Below are 24,522 nucleotides of genomic sequence, written 5' to 3' on the forward strand. Positions count from 1 at the left end.
GTAGTAACTTGGGTGTCCGGAAACGTGGCCGCGTCGTACAGATGGCGGGCCGGTGCGAAAGGGCGGCGAGTGTGAGCGAGCAGGAGGGCCCGACGCCGGGCCGGCGTGCGCCCGGCGAGCTGGAGAGCGAAGTCCTGGCAGCCCTGTGGGCGGCCGGGGAACCCGTCGGTGCGGGCGTCGTACGCGAGCAGGTGGTGGGTGATCCCGCCTACACCACCGTCCTGACGATCCTGTCGCGGCTGCACGACAAGGGACTGGTCACCCGAAAGCGCGCCGGGCGCAGCTACCGCTATTCCCCGGTGCGCGACGAGGCCGGGCACGCGGCAGCCGGGATGCGCAACCTGCTGGAGCACGGCGGGAACCGTGCCGCGGTCCTGGCCCGGTTCGTCTCCGAGCTGCCCGCCGAGGACGAGAAGCTGCTGGAGCAGCTGCTGCGCGGACAGTCGGAGGACTAGAACGTGTGGATCGGCCTGTGTATGCCGCTGCTGGTGAGCACGGTCCTCGCGCTGACCGCGCCAGGGGCGGGCCGCCGTCTGCCGCCCCGCCCCGCCGCCTGGATGCTCACCTCGGCCGCCGTCATCGCCGCGGGTTCCTGGGTGACGGGCCTGGCGATGATCGGTTTCACCCTGATCGGCCAGATTCCCGAGGTGGCCGAGGAGGGACGGTGGTCTCCGCACCTGCTGGCGGTCGACACCCCCATCGACTGGCCTGTGGCTGCCACATGCGCGCTGGCCGTACTGGCATGTGTGGTGGCCTTGACGGTGGCGTCCTGGCGCCGGGTACGGGGGCTGGTCGATGCCTGGCGCGAATGCCGGGGGCTGTCCACGGCCGGTGACCTGGCCGTCCTCGATGATCCCGTCCCCGCCGCCTTCGCCCTGCCCGGAGCCCCGGGCCGGGTCGTGGTCTCCTCAGGCATGCTGCAGGCCCTCACCGCCGACGAACGGCCCGCCCTGCTGGCCCACGAACGCGCCCACCTGGCGTGCCGCCATCACCTGTTCCTCCTCGTGCTGCAGCTCGCGGCAGCGGTCAACCCGCTGCTGCGTCCGCTTGCCCAGGCAGGCTCCTTCGCCCTGGAACGCTGGGCCGACGAGGAGGCCGGCGCCGCTGTCGCCGACCGTCCGCTGGTGGCCCGCGCCGTCGCCCGAGCGGCCCTTGCCACAAAACGCACCCGGCAACCGGCCTTGGCTGCCACCGGCGGTCCGGTGCCCCAGCGCGTCCAGGCCCTGCTCGCCCCGCCCACCCCGCTGCGCCGGGGCCTGGTCATGGCGTTCGCCACGCTGATCGTGGCCTGCTCCGCCAGCCCGGCCCTTGCCGCCCACGACATGGACCGGCTGTTCGATGCCGCCATCCCCTCCCACACCACGCAGCTCACCCGGTAACCAGGCCGCGCCAGGCCGGTCACGCGACCCTTCAGCACTCGCTGTCGTGAACATGGAGGGGTGAGGGGAGAGCGACAAGGAGTGGGAGCGGCTGGAGCCGACGCTGACGAACTCGAGCGGGCCGACGTCGGCCGGTACGGCGACCGGCCTGCGACAGGCTCACTTGCCGGGGCGCTGGGCGAAGCGCAGCATGTTGCCCGCGGGATCGCGGAAGGCGCAGTCGCGAACGCCGTACGGCTGGTCGATCGGCTCCTGCAGCACCTCGGCGCCCGAGGCCTGGATGCGCTCGAATGTGGCGTCGCAGTCGTCGGTCGAGAAGATCACGCCGCGCAGCATGCCCTTGGCCAGCAACTCCGCCATGGCCTGCTTGTCGGCCGACGAGGCGTTCGGGTTCGCGGCGGGCGGTTCCAGCACGATCTCCACGTCGGGCTGCGACGGCGAGCCGACCGTCACCCAGCGCATCCCCTCGAACCCGACGTCGTTGCGCACCTCGAGTCCGAGCACGTCCCGATAGAAGGCGAGCGCCTTGTCGTGGTCGTCGACGGCGATGAAGCACTGCGAAAGCCTGATGTCCATGCAGCTCACGTTACGGGCGGGCTGTGTGCTTCGCTTCTTCGTTCCTGATCGGTTCTGCGTTTCTGATCGGTCGCGTGAAGATCTTGGCGATGCAGGCCGGGATGGCCGCGCCCTGTTCGTGCCGGCGCGCCCGGTACGCGCTCGGGCTCTCGCCCACCAGCTCGGTGAACCGCGAGCTGAACGACCCCAGCGACGTGCACCCGACCGCGAAGCAGACCTCCGTCACCGACAGGTCGCCGCGCCGCAGCAGGGCCTTGGCCCGCTCGATCCTGCGGGTCATGAGGTAGCTGTACGGCGTCTCCCCGAACGCGGCGCGGAAGCTGCGGGAGAAGTGACCGGGCGACATGTGGGCTGCGCGTGCCAGCGCGGGGACATCGAGCGGTTCCGCGTAGTCGCGGTCCATCATGTCGCGGGTCCGGCGGAGCCGAACCAGGTCCGGTAGCGTCATCGGACCAGCATCGCACGGCCGCCCTGCGGTGCGGCGCCGTCGCGGTGTGACAGGGCTGACGCCGCCGGGCGCGGGGCCAGGACGGTCCGGCGGATCGCCCACGCCGCACGCCGCTGCACCGGATGTCGCGGAATCCACGAACGTTCCGACCGGCAGGACGAATTCAACGGCCGTAACCCTTTCAACAGGGAAACGTCACACCTCCCGGCGCGGTGGAAAACCATGCGACAGCGGACGCAGCCGGATCGACTGGCCGGCGCTGGGTGCCTTTCGCGTTCGTCACACGCGAGTGGTGTGCTGGTCCAGGATGGCCCGCAGCCGGTCGAGGCCGCCGGCCTCATGCACGCCCCGCTTGGGCAGGACACCGAGGTACATGATGTTGGGGTCTCGGCTGAGCAGGACGAAGTGACCTGCCGTCTCCCGGTAGCCCTGGAAGACGGACCACTTCAGGACCAACGTGCTGTGGTCGTTGCGGCAGGTGATCCCGGCCGGAGACACGGTGGCGCGGTACTCGCCCTGCCATCCGACGATCCGCTGCACGTGGGCGGCCTGTAGCCGCGGGTACCCCCACACCACCAGGACGACGAACAAGAACAGAACGGTCGAGATCACGTCGATACTCCCGCGGCTCATGGCGGAGAGCAGCCACTGCCCTACCCACAGTGCGAGGAACACGCTCCGCAGCACCAGCCCCGTCCGCTTGATCCGCTCGCGGACCCGCAGGCCGACCAGTGTGTCGGCAGACTGGGGCCGGTACACCAGCTGGACCGCGGTCTGCTCGTCCACTACATCGTCAGAGGTCTCCGCGTTGTTGTTGGTGCCTTCGGCACTGCGGCCCTCGGCCATGATCCCTCCCCGGTACGAAGATCCGCGGATTCTATCGAACCTCAGTGCGGGGGCGGACGGCCGGCGTGCCGGGTCAGGTGGCGGTCGGGTGTGCCGCGCAGCCGATCGGTGTCGTCCCTGCCCAGGGCCCGCTTCGGCAGATGGTGCACCACGAGCAGGTACGGCACGGGCGTCAGCAGGACGAGTCCGGCGGCGGTCTGCACATACCCGCCGAGGCTCCGCCGGCCCCGGCGCCTCTCCATATGCGTGCCCACGAAGTGCACAGCGTCGCCGGAGTCACCGACGGTCACGGTCCAGGGCCCCAGCACGGCGCCCACCTCAGTGCTGCCGTGATCACTGCGTGCGTGAGCTGTAGCCACGATCCGCGATGTCGAACACGTCCGACGTCGGCGCGGTTTCCGCCGTGCGAGCATGATCCGCAGATACCAGCACGACAGCTCGGACGGAAAGCGGTGGCGATGACCTCGGACAGCCCTACCTCGCACCGAGCAGTGTTCGGGACCTGGCCAACCCCGCTCGAGCCCATGCCACGCCTCGCCCGGGCAATCGGCCTCGGTGCGGGGGACCTGTGGATCAAACGTGACGACCTCACTGGCCTGGGCGGCGGCGGCAACAAGGTACGCAAACTCGAGTGGACCTGCGGTGCAGCGCTCGCCGACGGCGCCACGGCTCTCGTCACCACCGGTGCGCCACAGAGCAACCATGCGCGTCTGACCGCCGCTGCCGGCGCCCGGCTGGGGCTCGACGTCGTCCTCGTGCTCGCCGGCGCACCGGGATCGTCTACGTCCGGCAACCTCGCACTCGACGGTCTCTTCGGCGCCACGGTCGTGTGGGCCGGTGATGTCGACGACGGGGTGCTCGACTCCGCAGCCGAGCACGTGGCGGAGCAGCTGCGGCAGCGGGGCGTCGTCCCGGCGCTGATCCCCTTCGGCGGTTCCAGCGTGATCGGCGCTCGCGGTTACGCCGAGTGCGGGCGTGAACTCCTCGCCCAGGCCCCCGACCTGGCGACCGTTGTCGTCGCGGTCGGCTCCGGTGGAACCATGGCCGGGCTCCTCGATCCGCTCGGGTCCGCACGCGTGCTCGGCGTCCATTGCGGTGCCGTAACCGATCCTGCCCGGACCGTGTCCGAACTGACCTCCGGCCTGACCGGCACACACTGCGCGCCGGAGACGTTGAGCCTGCGGCTCGATCAAGTCGGCGACGGCTACAGCACATTGACCGAAGCGGCCATGGCCGCCCTGACCCTGACCGCCCGCACCGAAGGCATCGTGCTCGACCCGATCTACACGGGACGCGCGATGGCCGGCCTGATGGCGGCGGTCGAGGAAGGAGAAGTGGTGCCCGGCCAACGCACGATCTTCCTGCACTCGGGTGGTATGCCCGGACTCTTCGGTCACGCCCCGACGCTTGCGAAACTGGAGGAGGCACTGACCTTCTCAAGTCCATAGACGACAGGTCACTCTTCGCCGTCCGGGGTGACCCGGATCGTCTCTTTCCCGAACCGCTTCCCCGACTCGCCCGTCAGCGGTCATGAACCAGCGATCCGTTTCCCGGCGTTCCCGCCACTGGGGCGGAGTGGACTTCGGGAACGTCCGTGTCGTGCCGGCTGGACTCCCTCCCCCGTGCAGCTACCCGTTCTCCGTGATCGGCCTGACCAAGGCAGCCGCCTTCGAATACGGCCGGCAGAGCAGCTTCGGTGGCATCGAGCCACGGACCGGCCCAACTTCGATGACATCGGAGCAGAACGCCTGAGACGGGACATCGCCGATATATGAGCCGCACGTTTAAGCTCGACGCCGACCCGGGTTCAGGACATTGGCTTGCCAGTCACCTGGCCGGGCAACTGTGACTCACGTCTCGGGAACCCCGTGCTCGGAATCGACAGCTGACTGATGTGACGACAACTATGCGAGCCCGTATTCGCGCAGGGGATCCGCAGGCCTTCGCGGAACTCTTCGACGAGTACGCGCGAATCCTCTACAACCACGCCTTTCGGCTGACCGCGGACTGGGCAGCGGCCGAGGACGTGGTGTCCGCGACGTTTATGGAGGCATGGCGGGGCCATCAGCGGGTCGACGCCGACGGCGGCAGCCTGCGCCCCTGGCTCCTGGGCATCGCCACCAACCTGGTCCGTGCCCAGTCGCGCAGCAACCGTCGTTTCAAGGCGGCCGCTCTCGCCGCCGCCCAAGCAGAGACAGCTGTGGCCGATCACGCCGACGAGGTCGCCGGCCGGATCGACGACCGCCGGCGCCTGGCCGCCACCGCCACCGCTCTGGCCGGGCTGCGGCGCACCGAGCGCGAAGTGCTCAGCCTGTGCCTGTGGCAGGGGCTGGACTACGCCACCACCGCCCAGGTCCTGGGCGTCCCTGTGGGAACGGTCCGCTCCCGTCTCTCACGGGCCCGGACCAAGCTGCGCAAACTCGCGGATACGGAAATGCAGGCAGATTTCCGGGAACCCCGGCCTGCGGATCGACAGGTAAGAGGAGACCGCAACATCGCGGCCCGGCCCGTCCAGGAAGGAACCCGGTGAACATGAGCCAGTCCCGTCTTACGCCTGATGAATGGCAGGAGACCGCGCGTCTGGTCTCCCTCGACGAAGCCGACTTTCCCGCGGGCCGCCACGCCTTCCACAGGGAAGAACTGATGAACTTCATCGACCAGGACACCCAGTCGGCCGTCCCGGCCACCGCACCCGCTCCCACGGCGCCCGCGCGACGACGCGGGTTCATGCGGCCCCTGATCGTCATCCCGGCCGCCGCCTGCTCGCTGGCGGTGATCGCTGCCGGTGTCCTCACCCTCACCGGCTCCAGCAGTGGCAACAGCTCTCTCGTTGCAGGGCCGGCGCTCACTGCACAGGTCGGTGCGGGAACCGCCCAGGGTGTCCCACAGCTGCTCAACCAGATCTCGCTGGCCGCGGCGAAGAAGCCGGCGCCCACTGTGCGTGCGGGGCAGTACATCTACATCGAGAGCCAGGTCGGCACCACCTACGAGAAGACGGTCGACGACAGGACCACCGTGGTCAGCGACGGGATCCACCGCCGGCAGATCTGGCGCTCGACCGACGGTGCGAAGGGCTGGCTCATCGACCCGGCCGTCTCCCCGCCCGGCGGCGAGACCATCGACCACATCAACGAGAAGGGCGAGATCGAACCCGCACGGCTGGGCGGCCCGTCGTACGACTATCTCGCCACCCTGACCACCGACCCCGACACACTTCTGGCGAAGATCTACAAGGAGACCAAGGGGCAGGGCAACAGTCCCGACCAGCAGGCCTTCACCACCATCGGGGACCTCCTCAACGAATCCATGCCCCCTGCCGACCTCAACGTGGCGCTGTTCAAGACCGCGACCAAGATCCCCGGCGTGGTCCTGGTCAAGGACGCCGTGGACGCAGCCGGCCGCCACGGTGTGGCCGTCGCACGGCTCGACGAAACCTCCGGCGCCCGCACCGAATGGATCTTCGACGCCAAGAGCTACACCTACCTGGGCGAGCGCACCATCCAGGTCCGCCCCCATGGCGGCGACTCCGGCAAGATCAAGCCCGGCACCATCCTCTACACCTCGGCCATCACCGCGCGACAGGCCGTCGACGAGATGAAGCAGGTTCCCTCCTCCGCCGCGTAGCACCGCGCCCGACGAGGGGTGTGCCTGCCTCACAGCACGAGGCAGGCACACCCGCGGCGCCGACCGATCGTCGGCCGGCCCCGCCCGAGACCGCGCCAGATCTTCTCGGACGGTGACGAGGAGTGGGTCGGCGCGTGCTGAGCACCAACGTGCCACCGGTGCGGAACCCTCGGTGTACCGGTGGATTGAGTGATCAATGACCCGCCCGGCGACAGAAGCAGGTGATATATACCGAATATGCCCCGTTTTCGTCTTCTGCTCCCTGCTGTGATCGGGAGCGGTCGGCGGCCTTCGGCAGCCCGTGTGGGTCGCGCGCTCTCCCCGCGTGGCGCGCTCGCCCTGCAGAGCGTCGACGGTGCCCTTTCCTTCGCTCTGCGTGCCGCGCTGGCCATGGCGTTGCCGGCGCTGCCGATGGCACTGGCCGGGCGGGCCGATCAGGCTGTCTACGCCATGCTGGGCTCCTTCACCACCACGTTCGGCCGCAATCTGCCCTACGCGCGTCGTGCCCGCGTCCTCGCGCTGGTCGCGGCAGCCATGACGGCGTGTGTGGGCTGCGGTTCGGCTCTTGCCGCGTGGGCCCATCCCCGGGACGGGGGAGCAGGCGCCGCACTGGTGGTCGCGGCCATGGCCGTGGTGGCCGGTGCGGCGAAGCTTGCCTGTGACGCGGCACGTCTGAGCGGGCTGGGCGCGGTGTTGCTGCTCTTCTCCTTCGCCGTAGCGGCCAACGGTTCGCCGGCTCCCGCCGACATCCTTCCCCGAACCGCCCTGGCCGCATTGGGTGCGACCGTGGCCTGGGTACTGGCTGTGTCGGGGTGGTTCGTGCACCCGGATCGTCCGCAGCGTCTCGCCGTGGCCGCGGCGTTGCGCGAGCTCGCAGAGCTGTTGGAGGCAACCGACGCAGGGGGCGGAAGCGGGCTCGTCCGGCACCGGGCGACAGCTGCTGTTCTGCAGGCCTATCAGACACTTGGCCTTATGCCTCCGACAGCCGCCGAGTGGGGCGGCCGGGGCGGAACGTGCGTGCGTCTGACCGACTTCTCCTGGTCGCTGCTGATCGGTTCCGCCCGACGGCCACCCGATGACCCGATCGGCCTGGCGCAGCACCTGCGCGGCCAGGTTCGCCTGCTCGTAAGCCGTCGCCACCGCGTTCCGCAATTGCTGCCCGAGCTGTCGCGCCCGTCCGTGGTCGCGCAGGCCGGCATGGTCCCCGTCACCGGCCCCGAGCCGGTTCCGGCCGATCCCACCACCCGGCGCGCCGCCGAACTGCGCGCTGCGGAACTGGTGACGGGGCAGCGCCACGGCGCCCCGGGTCACGCGTCGGTCCTGCTCATTCCCGCCCTGCGGATGGTCCTCGGCACCGGGCTGGCGGGAGGGATGGCCCTTCTTCTGGGCCTCGGCCACGGCTACTGGGCGGCGATCTCCGCGGCCGCGGTGCTGCACTCGATCAACGTCCGTACGGCGGCGCAGCGCGCCGTCCAGCGCACCTTGGGCACAGTTGCCGGACTGATGCTTGCTCTTGGCGTGCTGGCGGCGCGCCCCGATCCCGTGGTGCTCGTCCTCGTGATCGTTCTTCTGGAGTTCATGCTGGAGTACGTCGTGGCCCGCAACTACGGTCTCGGCGTCGTCTTCCTCACGCCGCTGGCGCTACTGCTGAGCGACCTGGCCTCCCCCTCACCTGCCGGAGCCCTCGTCCAGGACCGGGCGCTGAGCAGCGTCCTCGGGATCGTCATCGGGCTGGGCTGTGCGCTCTTGGTGGTCCATGACCGTGCCGCGGTCCGGGCAGAGCGCGCGTTGGCCGCATGCAGGGAGGCGTCCGAGCGGGCGGAGCATACGTTGGACGACCGCTTGGAGCGGTCGTTCCCGATCGTCCAGACGCACCTGGCAGCAGCCGTGGTGGAGTTGCGTGAGGCCGACGACGCCGCGGCGGGCGAGCTCTGGCCTGCGGAGATCGATCCCACCGAATTCGCCGCCGCGGAGCAGCGGGCCTACCTTCTCCTGGAGCGCCTCGTCCGGTGGCGGTGATGCCACGCGGAGCTCCGCCCGCGCGCTCCCCGCTCAGGCGGCGGGGCCGATGGTCACCTTGACGTGCTTCATGATCGGCTGGTCGCTCTGGGTGCTGTAGTCGCTGAGCGCGCACAGCACGTTCATCTCGGGCATGTAGCCGGCCGCGCAGCCGCGGGGGATGTTGTAGGGGATGGCGAGGTAGCCGCTGAGGGACCGGTGACTGCCGTCCTTCGCAGTGCTCGTGATGTCGACCGGGCCGAGGTCGGCGATACCGCGCTCGCGCATGTCGCCTCGGTTCATGAAGACGAGCGTGCGCAGGTTCTTGATGCCGCGGTAGCGGTCGTTGTCGGAGTAGATGGTGGTGTTCCACTGGTCGTGGGACCGCATGGTGCCCAGTGCCAGGGTGCCGGGGGCAGGGACGACGTCGGGCAGGACGGCGGTGGAGAACTCGGCGCGTCCGGACGGGGTGAGGAAGACCAGTTCACGGGCGGGCTGTTTGATGCGGAAGCCGAGGGGCAGGCGCACGCGGCGGTTGAAGTCCTCGAAGCCGTCGAGGACTTGGGACATGGTCTCCCGGATACGGTCGTAGTCCTCGATGTACCAGTCCCAGGGCGTGGCGCTGTCGGGCAGGGCGGCCCGCGCCATGCCGGCGATGATGGCCGGCTCGGACAGCAGGAGCGAGGAGGCGGGGCGCTTCATCCCGATCGAGAGGTGGACCATGCTCATCGAGTCCTCGACGGACGTGCTCTGGATGCCCTTGCGCTGATGGTCCTTCTCGGTACGGCCGAGGCACGGCAGGATGAGGGCCTGGCGGCCGTGGACGACATGGCTGCGGTTCAGCTTGGTGCTCACCTGGACAGTGAGGTCGCAGTTGCGCAGCGCCGCGTAGGTGTACGGGGTGTCGGGCGCCGCGAGGGCGAAGTTGCCGCCCATGCCGACGAACACCTTCACATCGCCGCTGTGCATCGCCTTGACCGTGTGGACGGTGTCCAGACCGTGCTCACGGGGCGGCTCGATGTCGCAGACCTCGGCGAGGCGGTCCAGGAACTCGTCGTCGGGGCGGTGGTCGATGCCGCAGGTGCGGTTGCCCTGGACGTTGCTGTGTCCTCGTACGGGGGAGGGGCCCGCGCCTTCCCGTCCCAGATTGCCGCGGAGCAGAAGCAGATTGACGATCTCCCGGACGGTGTCGACGCCGTGCTCGTGCTGGCTGATGCCCAGGCACCAGCTGACGATGCTGCGGTCGGCATCGCCGTAGACGCGCGCCGCCTTGAGGACGTCGGCGCGACTCAGCCCGGACTGGTTCTCGATCTCCTCCCACGAGGTGGCCTCGCACAGCGTGCGGTATTCCTCGAAGCCGGTGGTGTGACGGTCGATGAACTCCCGGTCCAGAGCCTTGGGGTCGGATTCGGACTGCTCCAGGATCGCCTTGGCCATGCCGCGCAGCAGAGCCATGTCACCGCCGATGCGGGGCTGCAGGTTCAGCGTGCTGGTGCGGGTCGTCTTGAAGAGGGCCATGTCCGTGAAGTCGTGCGGGACGATGGTGCGTGTGGCCGCCGCCTCGACGAGCGGATTGATGTGCACGATCTGGGCGCCGCGGTGGTAGGCCTCGGCGAGGGCCGTGAGCATTCGGGGCGCGTTGGATGCGGCGTTGACTCCCAGGATGAACAGCGCGTCGGCGGTCTCCCAGTCCTGGAGGTCGACGGTCCCCTTGCTGGTGCCCAGGGACGCATAGAGGGCGCGACCGCTGGCCTCGTGACACATGTTGGAGCAGTCCGGCAGGTTGTTCGTGCCCAGTTCACGGGCCATCAGCTGGTAGAGGAAGGTGGCCTCGTTGCCGAGTCGGCCGGAGGTGTAGAACGATGCCTGATTCGGGTTGTCCAGCTCGCGCAGAGCACGGCCGACCACCTCGAACGCGTCCTTCCAGCTGATCGGGACGTAGTGGTCCGAATCGGGGTCGTAGACCATCGGTTCGGTCAACCGGCCCTGGTTCTCGAGGTCGTAGTCGCTCCATCCGGACAGCTCGGTCACCGAGTGGGCGGCGAAGAACTCGCGTCCGACCCGCTTGCGGGTCATCTCCCAGGTGACGTGCTTGATTCCGTTCTCGCAGATGTCCAGGTGCAGCCCCTTGGTGTCGTCCGGCCATGCGCATCCGGGGCAGTCGAACCCGGTGTTCTCATGATTCATCCGCATGATCGCCCGTGGGCCGTCCACCAGCGCGCCCTCGCGTACCAGGAAACGGCTCACGCTCTTGGCTGCGCCCCAGCCCGCAGCGGGGTGGTGGTAGGGGCGAAACTCCGGTTTCCCCTCGGGTGTGGGCCCCACGTTGGGCTCCAGGCGTTCCTGCTCATCACTATTGGTGCTCAAGACTCTCGGCCCTTCCACCATTTGGGCATGGGGTGACAAAATGGCACTTTCGGGCAGGCTATGTCCGTTGATCAATGGACGCCACTCGACTTTCGCGGCCGCTGCCACGCCGGTGGCTGAGCGAGTGGTCCCGCACGCCGCAATCCCGGTCGGCTGAGGCGCCGTGCGGCCCGGGAGAGATCTCCCGAAGGGATGCGTCGTCGTGCTGCAGGGCTGCCATCCGGTTCGCACCCGGATACCCTCAGGTTGATCGTGGAGAGGCTGGGCACCCGGTGACCCTCGTGGACGAGGTGCGTGGAAGCGTGTCGTCGGACGCACCTGGACGGCCGTCGTCGAACTACCCGACGGCATCAAGCCGGCGAACTGGCACGTCGCGCTCAACACGATCGTCGACGACGACGGCTTCGAGCGGAAAATTGTGCGCGAGAACATGACGTTCGGACGGGTCGGCCGCGGGGAGTTCGGCACCTACTTCATCGGTGATGCACGGAAGCCCGCTGCGACCGTACGGTCAGTGCGACCTCCGACCGTGGTTTCCCGATCGCGGCTCATCCGGGCCGGATGCCGGACGGCTCCCCGGTCCGGATGCCGGCCCTCCTCGGTGGCATCGTCCTGTCCGCCGTGGCGGCGACCTCGAGCTGCTCCTCGGCCAGGACGTGGCAATCGGTCGCACGGGGCACGACGCGAGTGCATCGAGTTGCACTCCCACGAGGCGCTGACGTATACGGACGAGGCCGTGGTCGTACTCGAAGCCTGAGACCATTCACCGAGCTGCCGAGGTAGTCATTGTTGAGGCCCATGAACCGCTGCTTGGCGCTTTCCGCCGTTCCTCGACTCGCCGGTGCGGCGGTCGTCGGAGCGGTGATCGGCTCGGTCGTCGGCGTACTGACCAACACACCGCTGGGAATTCTCGCCGGTATCGCCGCGGCGGAGACGAGCTTCGTCGTCGCAGGGTGGATCGTCCTGTGGCCCATGGACGCCGCCACCACCCATCGCAACCTCCGAAGCGAGGAGTTCCGGCCCGTCACCGAGGAACTCGTCGTCGTCGCGTCCGCCCTGTGCGGACTGGTCGGCATCGTGATGCTGCTCCTGGTCGGCAAGTCGGACCTGAGCCACGCCGCGGCTGCGACGGCACTCTGTGGCGTGTTCATGGCCTGGGCGGCACTCCACCTGATGTACGCCACCCGATACGCGTACCTCTATTACCTGACTCCCGAAGGCGGGATCGACTTCAATTCCGACGACCCGCCGCACTACAGCGACTTCCTCTATTTCAGTTACAACCTCGGAATGACCTATCAGGTCTCCGACACCGACGTCTCCAGTTCCACGATCCGCGCGGTCGCCCTCCGACACTGCCTGCTGTCCTACGTCTTCGGCGCCAGCATCCTGGCCACCACCATCAACCTCGTCGCCGGAATCGTCACGGGCTGACGCGAGGACGGTCCCGTACGGTGTGGGCGACTTCGTGATCGGCACAGCGAGGGCCCGCGTCATCAGGACGGTATGCCCGTGGCCTCGTCTCTCCCGAACGCGCTGCACCTGGCGGCGCTGCGCGTTCCTCTATGACCTGTTGTCCTCGTCGCCGAGGGACAACACGACCGCGGTCGACCGCCCCTCGGGTGCCTCGTAGCTGATGGTGTCGCCGGCGCGACGGCCGAGCAGCGCGCGGCCGAGCGGGCTGTCGGCGGTGACCAAGGTCCGGTCCAGTGCCTCGGCGACCTCGCCGATCTGGACGGTTGTCTCCGTGGCGTCCGCGAACCGTACCGTCACAGTGCTGCCCACGCCGACCTTGTCGGTGCGGGGAGGCCCCGCAACGGCCGCCTCGTGAAGCCGCCCGTTGATCTCGGCGATTCGGGTGTCCAGGCGGTCGAGTTCCGTGCCGCGTTGCAACTCGTCGGCCTCGTCGGCCCTGTCACCCACCCGCTCACCGCCTCGCAAGGTGGCGGCGACTGTTTCGCGTTCGGTGCGCAGATCGACGAGCTCTCGCTCGAGCGCCTCGCGGGCGGCATCGCTGATGGGCTCGGGTCCACCGGTCATTCCTGTTCCCGTCGTGCAGGCGGCACGGTTGAGTGTCGCAGGTCAACTCCGACATTTTTACGCTATCAGGCAAATCGCCATACCGTGGTGGCGGGCCAGGGCCGTTGGGCCGGGGCACTCGCCCGAAGCTGGCAGGAGGTCTCTGACGAGCTACTTCTGGGCGAGGACGTCGGCGGAGCAGCGGGTGCCGTGGGCGCGCAGTGTGCGGCGCGCCCGGCTTCGGCGGTGCGGCGCTTCGGGCCGGACACCCTTGCCCGGGTGTCCGGCATCCTCGGTCGCCTGCTGCGGCGTCAGCCGAGCGGGTTGCCCTTCTCGCGCAGAGCGGCGAGGGCGGGGGCGTACATGCGGGCCTTGATGGTGCCGAGGGTGTCGCCGGCCTTGCTCACCTGTGCCTGGGCGATCTCGATGGCGGTGGAGCGGACGGCGTCCTCGTCCACCGCGCGGTCGACGATGCCGGCGGCCGCGGCGTCGTGGCCGCCGAAGCGACGGGCGGTCACCATGGCCTCATGCGCGGTCTGTGGGGCCAGCCGGGCCTGGATCAGGGCGGACATGCCCGGGGTGAAGGGAATGTTGATCTCGGCCTCGGGCAGGCACCAGTAGCCGCGGTCGGTGCGCATCACGCGGAAGTCGTGAGCCAGGGAGAACATCGCACCGGCTGCGAAGGTGTGCCCCTGGAGCGCGGCCACGCTGATCACCGGCAGGGACAGCACGCGGGCGAAGAGCCCGTGGACCGAGATGACGTAGTCGAGGTGCTGATCGGGGTTGGCGGACAACCAGTCCAGGTCCAGACCGTTGGAGTAGAACTTGCCCGTCGCGGCGGTCACCAGGGCGCGCGGCCCCTCCGCCTTCTCCACCTCGTCCAGCGCGGCATTGGCGGAGGCGATCCAGTCGGGGTGGAAACGGTTCTCGCCGTCTCCGAGGTCGAGGACGAAGACGTTGTCCTGGCGGTCGAGAGTGGGCATGGTCGCTCCTTCAAGCTGGATGGGGTCGGGGTGGAGGCGGGTCATGGCCGTGGTGCCTGATCCGGATGGGGGCGGCTGCGCAACGCGTGGACAAGCAGGTCATGCATTTCGACGGCGGTCGCCTCCATAGGGGCGGTGCTCTGCTCGACCCGGCACATGATCACCGCGCCTTCGAGCGCCACGATGATGAAAGCGGCCAGCCGCTTGCTCCGTTCCTCGGGCAGGCCCTGCCGGAGAAACAGTGCGGCCAGCGCCTCTTGCCAGCGGGCGAAGACCGCGGCCGCGGAGCGGGCCAGCTGGGGGGCGTCGTCGTTGGTCTCGACTGCGACCGCCACGATGGGGCAGCCGGCCCGGAAGCCGCTGTCGACGAGTCGGTCGCGCCACAGTGCGAAGAACGCGTCGATTGCCTCCACGGCGTCATCGGCCTGCGTCGCGGTCTCGATCAGTCCGGCGACGAAGTCGCCGGCGAGTGTCACCGCCTCGTCGATCAACTGCGCCCGCCCGCCGGGAAAGTGGTGGTACACGGAGCCGCGTGGGGCACCGCTGTGTGCGAGCACGCGATCGATGCTGGTGGCGCTCGCCCCGTACTCACGCAGCAGTGTGGCGGCACCGAGAACCATCCGCTCACGGCTGTCGCTCTTGCGCGGACTCACGCGCCCACCACCCCAGCAGCTGCGAAGTGGCCGGCCGCGTCTGCAGCGGACGAGCGATCGATCATGCCGTGCGCCTTTCTGTCGGTGACGAGCCCTTCACTGGACCGACTACCAGCCGGTAACTTATGTTGCATGACATAGAACGTGCAAGGGGCCGCAGGTCTCTTCGTGAAGGAAGGCGTTGATCCTGTGTGGCGCCGCCATCCAGGTGGACTCCCGAAGATGGGCAGCACCCACTCAATGCTTGCCCAGGCTCCCCTTCGGCTCACCCCGAGGCCGCGACGCGGCGCATCGTCCGTGCCCGATGTGGTCTTCGGTCGGGCAGGCGAGCTCCACGTGTGGCTCTGTCCACGAGATCGAGGAGCGCCTCGGCAGCGGTTGGGGAGTCACCGAGACGGTGGTCCGCTCACGCGGGACGGGATGTGGTGCAAAGGCTGCGCCCTCCGTTGCCATGGCGCGTGGCCGGGCCGTGCTGCGGTCTCCGGCGGACCCATTCTGTTTCTGTGACCACGGTGCAGCGCCCACTCACGGGATGAGATCGAGCTGGCGCAGCATGCCGAGTTCGTCGCTGCTGCCCCACCGCTCCACGAGCTTTCCGTCGGCGAACCTGCTTATCTGCATGCCCCGGTAGGACACCTTCTTGCCGGTCGGACTGTGTCCCATCAGTTCACCAAGGTGTGTTCCGCTGATGGTGTAGGCGAATGCCAACTCGTCGTCCGTGGTGACGAGATGCTCGACATCGACGTGCAGGTCAGGGAAGGCCGCCCTGATCTCGGCGAACATTGCCCGAAATCCGGCCGGGCCTGGAACCTGGCCGGGAGCCGGATCGTGGTCGACCGAGTCGGTTGCGACGACTTTGACAAAATCCTCCAGTTTTCCGCTGTTCACGGCCTCGGCGAAAGTGTTCTGGGCAGCGAGGTTTTCGTCGCGGGACATGGCTCTCCTTCGACCCTGTACGGGGAGGTCTGGGCACCGTGCAAGCGCGCTGGGGTCGGCGGTGAGTGCCTCGGCCCCTACTTCAACGTAATGAGTCCTCGGTCCTTGCGCCTGTTCAACGGGTGTATCCCGGTTCTTGGGCTGCCCAGGACGGCGTGGCCGGCAACGCGATGTCGCGTGTGGGCTTCCCCGCGTACGATGGGCTCCAGGCGGAGTTACGTACAGCCCACCTGCTCGGACGGGGATCGCAGTACCCCAGGAACCGGCGTCGCTCGTGGCCTGGCCGGCGGTGACCAAGCGGCCTTCATCACCGGTGACGTCCTGGGCATGGACCGAGGCTGGAAAGCCCGCTGAGCGATCGCATCGTCCCCGACAGTGAACAGGCCATGGAAGGTCAGGGGCCATGACGCGCCCAGCCGACGTTGCACCCGGTGCCGAGGAGGAGCGGGATGCCCCCTCGCACGGCATCCGCGGTCTGCCGGCTCCTGCGGTAGCGGTGATCGACGGCGACGGTACGGTCCTGGCGTGGGCCGACGGGGCGCGACAGCTTCTCGGCCACCGAGCCGAGGACGTCGTCGGGCGGCCTGCGGCGCGCCTTCTGGCAAGCCGGCAGGAAGGTACGGAAGGCGAAGGCGGATCCTGTCTGCCGCCCCGGGCGCACGACCCTGCGTGGAGGGAGCGGACGGGCGAACACGAGCACAGGCCACGTGTGGTGGTGGACGTCCGGCACCGCGATGGCCGCATCCTGCGGGTGCAGCTGGAGGTCAGTGCCCTGACCGGCGCCGACGGTGAGAGATGCTGGCTCCTGGCGGCGACGGACATGCCGGACGGCGACGCGCGGCGGAAGGCGGGCGAGCCCGCCGTACGGGCGCTGCTCGACCGCTCGCCGCTCCTGGTTGCCGTCTGGGACGCACGGCTGCGTTGCGTCTGGCTGAACCAGGCGTCCAGACGGACGGTGGGCCTGCCCCCGGACGGTCGCCCGGAACTCTTGCGGGAGGCGCTGCGGGGCTTCGACCTCGCCGCGGTCGAGCCGGTGATGCGGGGGGTCCTGGCGTCCGGTGAGCCGGTCACCGGCCACGAGGCGCGCTGGGTCTCCCCGGGCGGGGGCCGGGGAGCCGACCGGGAAGTCGTCTTCTCGTCCACCCTCATCCGCCTCGAGCGCGCGGACGGTACACCGCTCGGGCTGTGCACGATTTCGACGGACGTCACCCAGAGGTGGACGCGCGAGCGCATGGCGCTGTTGAGCAGGGCCACGAGGTGCGTCGGCACGACACTGGATGTGATGACGACCGCCCAGGAGCTCACGGACCTGGCCGTCCCGTCGCTCGCCGACTACGCCACGGTCGACCTGGCCGAGTCGGTGCCCCTCGGCGGCGAGCCGCTGGAGCGGATGCGGCCCGGGGACTCCGGCATCCCCGTGTTCCGCCGCGGGGGACTCGCCTCTATCCACGAAGGTGTGCCGGAGTCCGCCTTCGCCCGGGGCGAGCCGGTGTTCGTGCCTCCGGGCTCTCCCTTCCTGTACGTGCTCCACCACCGTGAGTCGCATCTGGAGCCCGTGATGGACACCGCGTCCGGCAGCTGGCTCGCCGGGGATCCCAAGCGTGCCCGGATCATCCGCGAGACCGGCATGCACTCCGTCATGATGGTCCCCCTCATGGCGCGCGGCACCATCCTCGGCATCGCTGTGTTCGTCCGCACCGAGAACGTCGCTCCGTTTTCGCGGGACGACCTGCTTCTGGCCGAGGAACTCGCCGTCCACGCGGCACTGAGTCTGGACAACGCCCGCCGGTACACCCGCGAGCGGGCTGCCGCCCTCGCGCTCCAGCAGAGCCTGCTGCCCGGCGCGTTGTCCGGCGGGAACGCCGTGGAACTGGGCTGGCGTTACCTGCCGTCGGACCGCCACGAGGGCGTCGGAGGGGACTGGCTCGACGCCATCCACCTGCCGGGCGGGCGGATCGCCCTGGTCGTCGGAGACGTCATCGGGCACGGCATCAATGCGGCCGCCACCATGGGCCGTCTGCGTACGGCGGTGCTTACGCTGGCCGCCTTGGACCAGCCGCCGGCCGAGCTGCTCGCCCACCTCGACGAGGTGGCCACCCACCTGACGGATGAGGCAGCCCGGCCCGGCGACCCCGCCCCGCCGATCGTAGGGGCCACTTGCATCTACGCCGTGTACGACCCGGCCACCCGCGTGTGCTCCTTCGCCCGTGCCGGACACCCGCCACCGCTGCTGGTCTCCCCGGACGGCCAGGTCACCACGCCCGACACCCCGGCAGGCACGCTGATCGGCATGGGCCTCGGCTCGTTCGAGTCGGTGGAGGTGGAGCTGCCGGAGGGCAGCCTGATCGTCCTGTTCACGGACGGGCTCATCGAGACGCGGAACACCGACATCGACGCCGGACTCGACCGGCTGGCAACCGCGTTGGGCCGAGCGCCGTCGGAGCTGGACGACCTCTGCTCCCAGGTGATCACGGAGATGGCGACGACATCGAAGCCGGAGGACGACATCGCGCTACTGGTCGCCCGCACCCGCGTTGTCGGCCCCACCATGAACACGCCCGAACCTCGATCCGGGACATGAGGAACGACTCGGCCGGCCCGAGTTCCGGTTCCGCGATACAGGCCGAGGATCCCCAAATGCCCTAGAGTGGTGACATATCGGATGATGTGCAATTGCATCGCCCGACCGAGTCGGACCGGCAGGGGCTCCACACCATGAGGGCCGGGCCGGCGGGCGCGCTGCAACGGCTGCACGGCGAACCGCCGGTCCGCGTAATGACCTGAACAGCCGTTGATCGTGCCGAGGGTGTCCCTGTCGCTGCAGATCTACGAGGGGTGGTGCCATGGACGGGATCGCCGATATGGGGGGAACCGAGGGCTGGGGTCCCACTCATCCGCCGCGCGCCGACGAGCCGGCCTTCCCGGAACCCTGGCAGGGCCGGGCGTTCGCACTGACGGTGCTCTCGATCCAGCTGGCCGGGCTGAACGTGGACGCGTTCCGGCATGCGATGGAGCGCTTGGACCGAACTGCCTACCTGGCCGACGGCTACTTCGGCCGCTGGCTCAACTCCGCCGAGCTGATGCTCACCGAGAGCGCCATCCTGGCGCCGACCGCGATTCACGCCCGCGCCCGCAACCTGCGCGGCGAGCAGGTCGAGGAACCGCCGATCCCCGAACCCGCCAAGCCCGGCTACGCGCCGACCGCCGAGGGCTCGCTGCGCACCGTGGACGCGGCGCCGGCGTTCGCGGTGGGCGAGCGGGTGCGTGCCAAGAACATGTCGCCGACCGGACACACCAGGCTGCCCGGCTATGCACGCGGACATACCGGAGTCGTCACGCTCATCCAGCCGGCCTCCGTCCTGCCCGACACGAACGCGCACTTCCAGGGCGAGAACCCGCAGTACGTGTACTCGGTGCGCTTCGACTCGCACGAGCTGTGGGGTACCGACGCCGAACCGTTCGCACTCACCATCGAGATGTTCGAGAGCTATCTGGAGAGGACCGCATGACCACCGGCGAATCCGCTGAACGCATTCCCGCACCACTGCGTACCGAGGCGCTCGAGCAGCTGCTGACCGAGCGGGGCCTGGTCGACCCGAACACGCTGGACGCGATCGTCACCAACTACGAGACCAACGTGGGCCCCCTCAACGGAGCCAAGGTGGTCGCCAAGGCATGGACCGACCCCGAGTATCGGCGGTGGCTGCTCGACGACGGCACCGCCGCCATCAAAGAGTTGGGCTTCATCGGGGTGCAGACCGAGCACGTCGTTGTCGTCGAGAACACCGCGACCAGCCACAACGTGGTGGTCTGCACGCTGTGCTCGTGCTACCCGTGGCAGCTGCTCGGCCTGCCGCCGAGCTGGTACAAGGACCCGGCCTACCGTGCGCGGGTGGTCAAGGAGCCGCGCAAGGTGCTTTCCGAGATGGGGCTCGAACTCGCCGACGACGTGCAGATCACCGTCCACGACTCCAGCAGCGAGGTGCGCTGGCTGGTACTTCCCCAGCGCCCGGCCGGCACCGAGGGCCTGTCCGAGGAACAGCTCGTGCCGCTGATCACCCGTGACGCGATGGTCGGCGTCGCCAGGATCGAGGCGCCGTGACCGCCCCGCTGGACATCGAGGGACCGGCAGCGCCGCCGCGCTCCAACGGCGAGCTGGTGTTTGCCGAGCCGTGGGAGAGCCGTGCCTTCGGCATGGCCGTCACCCTGTACGAGGCAGGCGTGTTCACCTGGCCACAGTTCCAGGCGGCGCTGATCGCCCGGATCGCGCGCTGGGAAGCGGCACCGACCGAGGACGCGCACTGGAACTACTACCAGCACTGGCTGGGCGCACTGGAAGACGTGCTCACCGGAGGCGGCGCCGTGCTGGCCGACGAGGTCACCACGCGCGCCCGGACACTGGCCCAGCGCCCCACCGGCTACGACCACGACCACCAGCACTGACCCGCAACCACCATGAACCGGGTCCGTGGCTGGTCGCCGGCACCCACCACACCGGCCCGGGGAACCCGTTCGGCCGCACCATGAAGCGCCTGCGGAGGGCGGCAACGCCGTATTCCGTCGAAAGCATCGGCGCCTGTTGGTTCAAGACCAGCGAACCCGAAGGGAAACTCCGATGAAGGCATTCCAAGCCGTCGCCGACGCGATCGCCACCGAAGGGCTCGACCACTTGTTCGCGGTGATGGGGGACGCGAACCAGGACCTGATCGTGGACCTGGGCGAACGGCACGGTGCGAAATTCATCCACGCCCACCATGAATCCAGCGCTGTCGGTATGGCCGACGGTTACGCCCGGTTCAGCGGTAAGCCCGGCCTCGCGTCGGTCACCCAAGGCCCGGGCTACACCAATGCCACGACCTCACTGGTGGCCGCACGGCTCCACCGCACACCCCTGATGCTGATCGCCGGACACGCCTCCCTCCGTGACCCGTACAACCCGCAGGGAATGGTGGACCAGCAGGCGCTCGCCAGACTCACCACCGAGGCCACCGTCCGACTGGAATCGGTGCACAACATGGACTACTGCCTCGGGGAGGCATTCCGTCAGATCAAGGTGCGGAAAGGGCCCTTCATCCTGAATCTGCCGCAAGACATCCAGCAGACGGAGATTCCGGATCCCGGCTGGATGTACCGGCCCATGTACGCGCCCAACACCCTCCAGCCGCCGCGTACGCATGATGTCCAGGAAGCGGTCAAGCTGCTCGCATCAGCCCGGCGCCCGACGATTCTCTGCGGACTCGGGGCGAGAAACTCCGGAGCGGAGTCCGAGGTGCGCAGGCTGGCCGAGCTTCTTGGCGCACCGGTCGGAGTATCCATTCTGGCCGCCGGATTCTGCGCGGATTATCCGCTGTATCTGGGAGTCAGCGGCGGGCTGGGTTCCCATCTGACGGTGGAAACACTCGCCGAGAGTGATGTGATGGTGGTCGTCGGCGCCAGCCTGAACGAATGGACAACCGACTTCGGCAAAATCCTGGCGAACGGGAAGAAGATCATCCAGATCGACGACCGGCCGGACGCTTTCGGCTGGTTCGCCCGTGTGGCCGTCGGCATGACGGCCGACGCCGGAACGGCCGTGGCGGCCCTGGCGGACCGGCTAGCCGAGACGGTGGACGCACGCCGGCTCGACCCCGGGCTCGTACAGAAGCTCCAGGACGACCGGAAGCCGACGGCCCTTCGGTACAACGACGGAGACGCGACGGATCCGCGCAGGGCGGTACGGCACCTCGAGGACGCACTGCCGAAGGACGACCGTATCCTGGTGCTCGACGGCGGTCACGCGGCCATGGTCTGCGTGAAGATCCTTACCGTGCCGCGCGCGGAAAACTGGGCGGTCGGCTGGGACTTCGGCGCCATCGGCCAGGGCCTGGCCCTTGCGATCGGAGCCTGCTTCGCACGCCCCGGACAGCGCGTCACGCACACGACCGGGGACGCCTCGTTCATGATGAACGTCGCCGATTTCCATACGGCCGTCCGCCACAAACTGCCGCTCACGGTGATTGTCTTCAACGACAACGCGGTGGGCCAGGAGAAGCACGATCTGGTCCACAAGAAGCTGAATGCGTCCTACGCCGACATGCCGGAGCCCGACTTCGCGAAACTGGCGGCAAGCTTCGGTGCCAAGGGCTTCACCGTACGCAAGCCCGACGACCTCGGCGAGATCGACAGAGCACTGGCCGTCGAGAACGGCCCGGTCCTGGTCGACGTACGGATCAACGGCGAGGTGGAACTGGCGGCAAGCTGGGAGATCGCCAAGCACCTCGGCTAAGGGCTGTCCGGCTAGCCGTGTGTGCCCCATCCTGTCCGCGGTGTCTGAACGACGCCTGGACCGGCTGTTCGGCTGCGTCAGGCGAGGTAGGCCGATATTGCCAGCGTCTCGGAGAGGACTCGCCACAGTGCCCAGGCACCCACACGACTTGCCACAGTGCACAGTGTCTTCTCGGTGCAGGCGGTCGGTTTCTTCTGCCAGGCACTCACGATCAGGTAGTGGAAGCCGAGACTGCGGGTGAAGGTGAAGCGGATGTGCAGACCGTCACCCAGAACGTGGCCGGGCAGGGTCGCGATCTGAAGGTAGTCGTACCCGATGGCTTCCACCCGGACCGGGTTTCCACCCAGCAGGTCGCACTCCTCCTTCGGACGGATCCGGGTGGGACATGCGCCGCGCACCGAGAACAGCCAGAAGTTTCCGGTGAGCTGTTTGCGCACATCGTGAGGGCTGGTGAAGGGGTGGATCCCGAGGGAGTAGATGTACCGGTACAGCCAGTTCGCGTCGTGGCACGAAGCAGGATCCGCGTTGCACTCCTCGGACGTGTGCACGGGACCGCCGGAGCTCTCGTCACTCCGCTGAACAGGGGGAGCGGCCGGGCGTGCCGCGGCGTGCGCAGCCGGCGGCAGCGCGGTGAGCATCAGCGCCGTACCGAGCAGGGTGACCAAGGCGGCACGACCCACTGTGCGAGTGAATGCCCGCACGGCGCGGGAGGAGAGCCTGTCGACTCGACCGGCCCGTGGAGCGGACGCGGCGGACGTGTGGTGCTGAGTGCGACCCGGCTTCCGCCAGTGGGACGGTACAGGCATCACCAGGGACGGAGCACGATCGGGACGAGGCTCACGCGGTTGACGGGCGCGTGGGGCTGGTCGTTACCTCTGGCGCCGTCGTAACCGATCACGACGAGAGCAGACATCAGCACCTCCCTTAGCGCACTACGAGCCAAATGGACGCTATGCCCTCGTGGGGGATTCGGCATCTCAGCGCCCGGCCGACCTCTTTCTCGCAGCCATCCGTCGGCTTTCCGGCGCCGCCCCCTCCGGCGAGGTTCGTTCGGCCGCAGAGGTGAGGCCTCGCGGAGTACGGCACCGCCGCAGTCTCAGTGAGACATCTGCGGCCACGCCCCCACGGTGAGGAGACCGTTCCCTCGGTGACAAGACCTGCGTGACCCGGCCGCATGCGACCCGGGCGAATACGGGTGAGGACGGCACCGCGGGCGGGCGGCGCGACCGCACCGGTGGCGGTGTTCCCGGCCGTTTCCGGCCCTGTCGGCCTCAGTACTACCCGGTCCACCGGCACGACCGTACCGAACGACGGAGGAACGCCGTCTCGCCCCGGTGGATCGTCGACCTCTACGACCGGGACAGCAAACAGGCCGGCCGCCATCCCAAAGCTGACTCAGCACCCGTTCGGCGCCCCCTCCCGATGGTGCTCCAGGCCGTGGGGAGGAGGTGACTCGTCCTTTGGGCCCATGGCAGCCACGGCACCGACCACCGCGGCGCTCTTCACGACGGTCGGCCTCGTTATTCGGTCTGCACGTCTTCAATTCCTCTCTCAGAGAACGACCATGAGCGTGATCGACGGCACAAGGATCATCAGGGCACCGACCGGCCAGTACACGCGGGGGTCCAGCGCTGTCCTGCGTCGCAGAGGGCGGTTGGCCAGCCACCAGAGCAGAGCGAACAGTGCCACTACCGGTCCCCCGACCAGCAGCCATGGCAGCATGCCGTCGTTCTCCGTCGGTTCCCGCTGTGTCCAACCGACGGCCGCGAGCGGCCAGTTCACCGCGAAATACGACAGCAGCCACACCGGAACGACGCCGGGAATTCCCAGCAGCAGGTTCACGCCCACGGCTGTCAACAACCACTTCCGCATGCGCCCAGTATTCACGCTCGTGATCAGAGTCACCTGTCGCACGACAGCTGGTTGTGGTTCTCCAGCACGTTGGACAGGCCGATCAGCTCGCGGCCGTACTGCTGGGCGTCGTCACCGGTCCCGTTGTACGGGGGCCAGCAGGGCCTGTGTGTCGGCCAGGCCGGTGTCAGGCTCGGCCTGGCGATCCCGAGCCGGTACGAGTTGTAGAGCGTCGGATAGGCGACCGGCATGGTCCGCCGACCGGCGGGCTCGTTCCTTGAGTACAAGGCACGCCGGGCCGGGGTGCCGCTGGTATACGTCGATCCGGCATACACCAGCCAGCAATGCTCCAAGTGCGGACACATCGACCGGAAGAACCGAGTCGATCAAGCAACGTTCGCGTGCCGCGCCTGCGGCGTCACCATGCACGCGGACGACAACGCGTCCCACAACATCGACCGCAAGGGCGAGACTGTGTGGACTGCGGGGCGTGAGTCACGCGTCCCAGCCACCCCGTAGGTGGTTTGGACGGAGGAGACAACCCAGCAGCCAGTTGGGCTCTACCTCCAAGCCCGGT

Annotated in this window: 26 protein-coding genes; 14 read left to right on the forward strand and 12 right to left on the reverse strand. The window is 68.7% G+C overall.

The annotated features are described in order from the left end of the window. Window positions 1-71: 71 nt before the first annotated feature. Both ACWCP8_RS06715 and ACWCP8_RS06720 read left to right on the forward strand, forming a co-directional pair. Window positions 72-455 carry a BlaI/MecI/CopY family transcriptional regulator gene (locus tag ACWCP8_RS06715; RefSeq protein ID WP_451114586.1) on the forward strand — a complete coding sequence of 128 codons (384 nt, stop codon included), beginning with the start codon at window positions 72-74 and terminating at the stop codon, window positions 453-455. A 3-nt stretch (window positions 456-458) separates the two neighbouring features. Beyond that, entirely contained in the window at window positions 459-1,379 is a 921-nt protein-coding gene (locus ACWCP8_RS06720) for a M56 family metallopeptidase (protein ID WP_352268643.1), read from the forward strand. A 159-nt stretch (window positions 1,380-1,538) separates the two neighbouring features. Here ACWCP8_RS06720 and ACWCP8_RS06725 read toward each other — a convergent pair whose 3' ends face one another. The 4 genes from ACWCP8_RS06725 to ACWCP8_RS06740 all read right to left on the reverse strand — a co-directional run bounded on the left by ACWCP8_RS06725 (window position 1,539) and on the right by ACWCP8_RS06740 (window position 3,608). Then, window positions 1,539-1,955: a VOC family protein gene (locus ACWCP8_RS06725; RefSeq protein ID WP_352268644.1), complete on the reverse strand. Its 417-nt coding sequence runs from the start codon at window positions 1,953-1,955 to the stop codon at window positions 1,539-1,541. Window positions 1,956-1,965: 10 nt separating this feature from the next. Beyond that, complete coding sequence (locus ACWCP8_RS06730; RefSeq protein ID WP_352268646.1) at window positions 1,966-2,403, reverse strand: helix-turn-helix transcriptional regulator; 438 nt, start codon at window positions 2,401-2,403, stop codon at window positions 1,966-1,968. Between the two features lie 279 nt (window positions 2,404-2,682). After that, entirely contained in the window at window positions 2,683-3,249 is a 567-nt protein-coding gene (locus ACWCP8_RS06735) for a YcxB family protein (RefSeq protein ID WP_451114589.1), read from the reverse strand. A gap of 41 nt (window positions 3,250-3,290) precedes the next feature. Next, on the reverse strand, window positions 3,291-3,608 hold the full coding sequence (locus ACWCP8_RS06740; protein WP_451114591.1) for a hypothetical protein: 318 nt from the start codon (window positions 3,606-3,608) through the stop codon (window positions 3,291-3,293). 99 nt (window positions 3,609-3,707) lie between these two features. On the opposite strand from ACWCP8_RS06740, the gene ACWCP8_RS06745 reads away from it, so the two are divergent. From ACWCP8_RS06745 to ACWCP8_RS06760, 4 genes are all read left to right on the forward strand, one after another. Further along, on the forward strand, window positions 3,708-4,697 hold the full coding sequence (locus ACWCP8_RS06745; protein WP_451114593.1) for a D-cysteine desulfhydrase family protein: 990 nt from the start codon (window positions 3,708-3,710) through the stop codon (window positions 4,695-4,697). A 458-nt stretch (window positions 4,698-5,155) separates the two neighbouring features. After that, on the forward strand, window positions 5,156-5,779 hold the full coding sequence (locus ACWCP8_RS06750) for an RNA polymerase sigma factor (RefSeq protein WP_352268652.1): 624 nt from the start codon (window positions 5,156-5,158) through the stop codon (window positions 5,777-5,779). A gap of 2 nt (window positions 5,780-5,781) precedes the next feature. Next, complete coding sequence (locus ACWCP8_RS06755; protein ID WP_451114596.1) at window positions 5,782-6,873, forward strand: CU044_5270 family protein; 1,092 nt, start codon at window positions 5,782-5,784, stop codon at window positions 6,871-6,873. A gap of 237 nt (window positions 6,874-7,110) precedes the next feature. Beyond that, entirely contained in the window at window positions 7,111-8,892 is a 1,782-nt protein-coding gene (locus ACWCP8_RS06760) for an FUSC family protein (protein WP_451114598.1), read from the forward strand. A 33-nt stretch (window positions 8,893-8,925) separates the two neighbouring features. Here the strand turns inward: ACWCP8_RS06760 and ACWCP8_RS06765 are convergent, their stop codons facing one another. Next, window positions 8,926-11,259, reverse strand: a complete 2,334-nt coding sequence (locus ACWCP8_RS06765) for an FdhF/YdeP family oxidoreductase (RefSeq protein WP_451114600.1) — start codon at window positions 11,257-11,259, stop codon at window positions 8,926-8,928. A 328-nt stretch (window positions 11,260-11,587) separates the two neighbouring features. Between ACWCP8_RS06765 and ACWCP8_RS06770 the strand changes: the two genes are divergently transcribed. Both ACWCP8_RS06770 and ACWCP8_RS06775 read left to right on the forward strand, forming a co-directional pair. Further along, window positions 11,588-11,995, forward strand: a complete 408-nt coding sequence (locus ACWCP8_RS06770; RefSeq protein WP_451114903.1) for a hypothetical protein — start codon at window positions 11,588-11,590, stop codon at window positions 11,993-11,995. Window positions 11,996-12,036: 41 nt separating this feature from the next. Next, window positions 12,037-12,672, forward strand: a complete 636-nt coding sequence (locus ACWCP8_RS06775) for a DUF1345 domain-containing protein (protein ID WP_326625230.1) — start codon at window positions 12,037-12,039, stop codon at window positions 12,670-12,672. 129 nt (window positions 12,673-12,801) lie between these two features. Here the strand turns inward: ACWCP8_RS06775 and ACWCP8_RS06780 are convergent, their stop codons facing one another. From ACWCP8_RS06780 to ACWCP8_RS06795, 4 genes are all read right to left on the reverse strand, one after another. Continuing rightward, window positions 12,802-13,278 (reverse strand): GreA/GreB family elongation factor, encoded by a 477-nt coding sequence (locus tag ACWCP8_RS06780; protein ID WP_451114602.1) that lies wholly within the window; start codon window positions 13,276-13,278, stop codon window positions 12,802-12,804. 290 nt (window positions 13,279-13,568) lie between these two features. Next, on the reverse strand, window positions 13,569-14,240 hold the full coding sequence (locus tag ACWCP8_RS06785; protein WP_352268662.1) for an enoyl-CoA hydratase-related protein: 672 nt from the start codon (window positions 14,238-14,240) through the stop codon (window positions 13,569-13,571). 41 nt (window positions 14,241-14,281) lie between these two features. After that, window positions 14,282-14,893 carry a TetR/AcrR family transcriptional regulator gene (locus tag ACWCP8_RS06790; protein ID WP_451114604.1) on the reverse strand — a complete coding sequence of 204 codons (612 nt, stop codon included), beginning with the start codon at window positions 14,891-14,893 and terminating at the stop codon, window positions 14,282-14,284. A 525-nt stretch (window positions 14,894-15,418) separates the two neighbouring features. Beyond that, entirely contained in the window at window positions 15,419-15,829 is a 411-nt protein-coding gene (locus ACWCP8_RS06795) for an ester cyclase (protein ID WP_352268664.1), read from the reverse strand. A 403-nt stretch (window positions 15,830-16,232) separates the two neighbouring features. Here ACWCP8_RS06795 and ACWCP8_RS06800 point away from each other — a divergent pair, with 403 nt between their 5' ends. The 5 genes from ACWCP8_RS06800 to ACWCP8_RS06820 all read left to right on the forward strand — a co-directional run bounded on the left by ACWCP8_RS06800 (window position 16,233) and on the right by ACWCP8_RS06820 (window position 22,094). Further along, window positions 16,233-18,410: a SpoIIE family protein phosphatase gene (locus ACWCP8_RS06800; protein WP_451114606.1), complete on the forward strand. Its 2,178-nt coding sequence runs from the start codon at window positions 16,233-16,235 to the stop codon at window positions 18,408-18,410. 262 nt (window positions 18,411-18,672) lie between these two features. Next, entirely contained in the window at window positions 18,673-19,338 is a 666-nt protein-coding gene (gene nthB, locus ACWCP8_RS06805; RefSeq protein WP_382835075.1) for a nitrile hydratase subunit beta, read from the forward strand. Then, the gene (gene nthA / locus ACWCP8_RS06810; protein ID WP_352268669.1) at window positions 19,335-19,931 is read left to right on the forward strand and encodes a nitrile hydratase subunit alpha; all 597 of its coding nucleotides are present in this window, start codon (window positions 19,335-19,337) and stop codon (window positions 19,929-19,931) included. Before nthB ends, nthA begins: the two co-directional genes overlap by 4 nt. Continuing rightward, window positions 19,928-20,272 carry a nitrile hydratase accessory protein gene (locus ACWCP8_RS06815; protein WP_352268670.1) on the forward strand — a complete coding sequence of 115 codons (345 nt, stop codon included), beginning with the start codon at window positions 19,928-19,930 and terminating at the stop codon, window positions 20,270-20,272. The genes nthA and ACWCP8_RS06815 overlap by 4 nt, the downstream gene beginning before the upstream one ends. 172 nt (window positions 20,273-20,444) lie before the next feature. Next, complete coding sequence (locus ACWCP8_RS06820) at window positions 20,445-22,094, forward strand: thiamine pyrophosphate-binding protein (RefSeq protein WP_451114609.1); 1,650 nt, start codon at window positions 20,445-20,447, stop codon at window positions 22,092-22,094. A 77-nt stretch (window positions 22,095-22,171) separates the two neighbouring features. On the opposite strand, the gene ACWCP8_RS06825 is transcribed toward ACWCP8_RS06820, so the two are convergent. The 3 genes from ACWCP8_RS06825 to ACWCP8_RS06835 form a co-directional block, all read right to left on the reverse strand. Then, window positions 22,172-22,774, reverse strand: coding sequence for a hypothetical protein (locus tag ACWCP8_RS06825; RefSeq protein WP_451114611.1), 603 nt, complete (start codon window positions 22,772-22,774; stop codon window positions 22,172-22,174). Between the two features lie 871 nt (window positions 22,775-23,645). Next, a complete protein-coding gene (locus tag ACWCP8_RS06830) occupies window positions 23,646-23,966 on the reverse strand; it encodes a hypothetical protein (protein ID WP_352268673.1) in 321 nt (106 codons plus the stop codon). A 29-nt stretch (window positions 23,967-23,995) separates the two neighbouring features. Continuing rightward, window positions 23,996-24,196 (reverse strand): hypothetical protein, encoded by a 201-nt coding sequence (locus ACWCP8_RS06835; protein WP_451114613.1) that lies wholly within the window; start codon window positions 24,194-24,196, stop codon window positions 23,996-23,998. On the opposite strand from ACWCP8_RS06835, the gene ACWCP8_RS06840 reads away from it, so the two are divergent. Then, complete coding sequence (locus ACWCP8_RS06840; RefSeq protein WP_451114615.1) at window positions 24,195-24,464, forward strand: zinc ribbon domain-containing protein; 270 nt, start codon at window positions 24,195-24,197, stop codon at window positions 24,462-24,464. The genes ACWCP8_RS06835 and ACWCP8_RS06840 overlap by 2 nt on opposite strands. Window positions 24,465-24,522 lie beyond the last annotated feature (58 nt).

The organism is Streptomyces sp. NPDC002206, assembly GCF_053593595.1.

Excerpts from the sequence above, each read along its gene's own strand:
- ACWCP8_RS06725 (WP_352268644.1), bottom strand. The coding sequence starts at position 1,955 with ATGGACATCAGGCTTTCGCAGTGCTTCATCGCCGTCGACGACCACGAC.
- ACWCP8_RS06730 (WP_352268646.1), bottom strand. The coding sequence starts at position 2,403 with ATGACGCTACCGGACCTGGTTCGGCTCCGCCGGACCCGCGACATGATG.
- ACWCP8_RS06735 (WP_451114589.1), bottom strand. The coding sequence starts at position 3,249 with ATGGCCGAGGGCCGCAGTGCCGAAGGCACCAACAACAACGCGGAGACC.
- ACWCP8_RS06745 (WP_451114593.1), top strand. The coding sequence starts at position 3,708 with ATGACCTCGGACAGCCCTACCTCGCACCGAGCAGTGTTCGGGACCTGG.
- ACWCP8_RS06750 (WP_352268652.1), top strand. The coding sequence starts at position 5,156 with ATGCGAGCCCGTATTCGCGCAGGGGATCCGCAGGCCTTCGCGGAACTC.
- ACWCP8_RS06755 (WP_451114596.1), top strand. The coding sequence starts at position 5,782 with ATGAGCCAGTCCCGTCTTACGCCTGATGAATGGCAGGAGACCGCGCGT.
- ACWCP8_RS06760 (WP_451114598.1), top strand. The coding sequence starts at position 7,111 with ATGCCCCGTTTTCGTCTTCTGCTCCCTGCTGTGATCGGGAGCGGTCGG.
- ACWCP8_RS06765 (WP_451114600.1), bottom strand. The coding sequence starts at position 11,259 with ATGGTGGAAGGGCCGAGAGTCTTGAGCACCAATAGTGATGAGCAGGAA.
- ACWCP8_RS06775 (WP_326625230.1), top strand. The coding sequence starts at position 12,037 with ATGAACCGCTGCTTGGCGCTTTCCGCCGTTCCTCGACTCGCCGGTGCG.
- ACWCP8_RS06780 (WP_451114602.1), bottom strand. The coding sequence starts at position 13,278 with ATGACCGGTGGACCCGAGCCCATCAGCGATGCCGCCCGCGAGGCGCTC.
- ACWCP8_RS06785 (WP_352268662.1), bottom strand. The coding sequence starts at position 14,240 with ATGCCCACTCTCGACCGCCAGGACAACGTCTTCGTCCTCGACCTCGGA.
- ACWCP8_RS06795 (WP_352268664.1), bottom strand. The coding sequence starts at position 15,829 with ATGTCCCGCGACGAAAACCTCGCTGCCCAGAACACTTTCGCCGAGGCC.
- ACWCP8_RS06800 (WP_451114606.1), top strand. The coding sequence starts at position 16,233 with ATGACGCGCCCAGCCGACGTTGCACCCGGTGCCGAGGAGGAGCGGGAT.
- nthB (WP_382835075.1), top strand. The coding sequence starts at position 18,673 with ATGGACGGGATCGCCGATATGGGGGGAACCGAGGGCTGGGGTCCCACT.
- nthA (WP_352268669.1), top strand. The coding sequence starts at position 19,335 with ATGACCACCGGCGAATCCGCTGAACGCATTCCCGCACCACTGCGTACC.
- ACWCP8_RS06820 (WP_451114609.1), top strand. The coding sequence starts at position 20,445 with ATGAAGGCATTCCAAGCCGTCGCCGACGCGATCGCCACCGAAGGGCTC.
- ACWCP8_RS06830 (WP_352268673.1), bottom strand. The coding sequence starts at position 23,966 with ATGCGGAAGTGGTTGTTGACAGCCGTGGGCGTGAACCTGCTGCTGGGA.
- ACWCP8_RS06840 (WP_451114615.1), top strand. The coding sequence starts at position 24,195 with ATGGTCCGCCGACCGGCGGGCTCGTTCCTTGAGTACAAGGCACGCCGG.
- ACWCP8_RS06835 (WP_451114613.1), bottom strand. The coding sequence starts at position 24,196 with ATGCCGGTCGCCTATCCGACGCTCTACAACTCGTACCGGCTCGGGATC.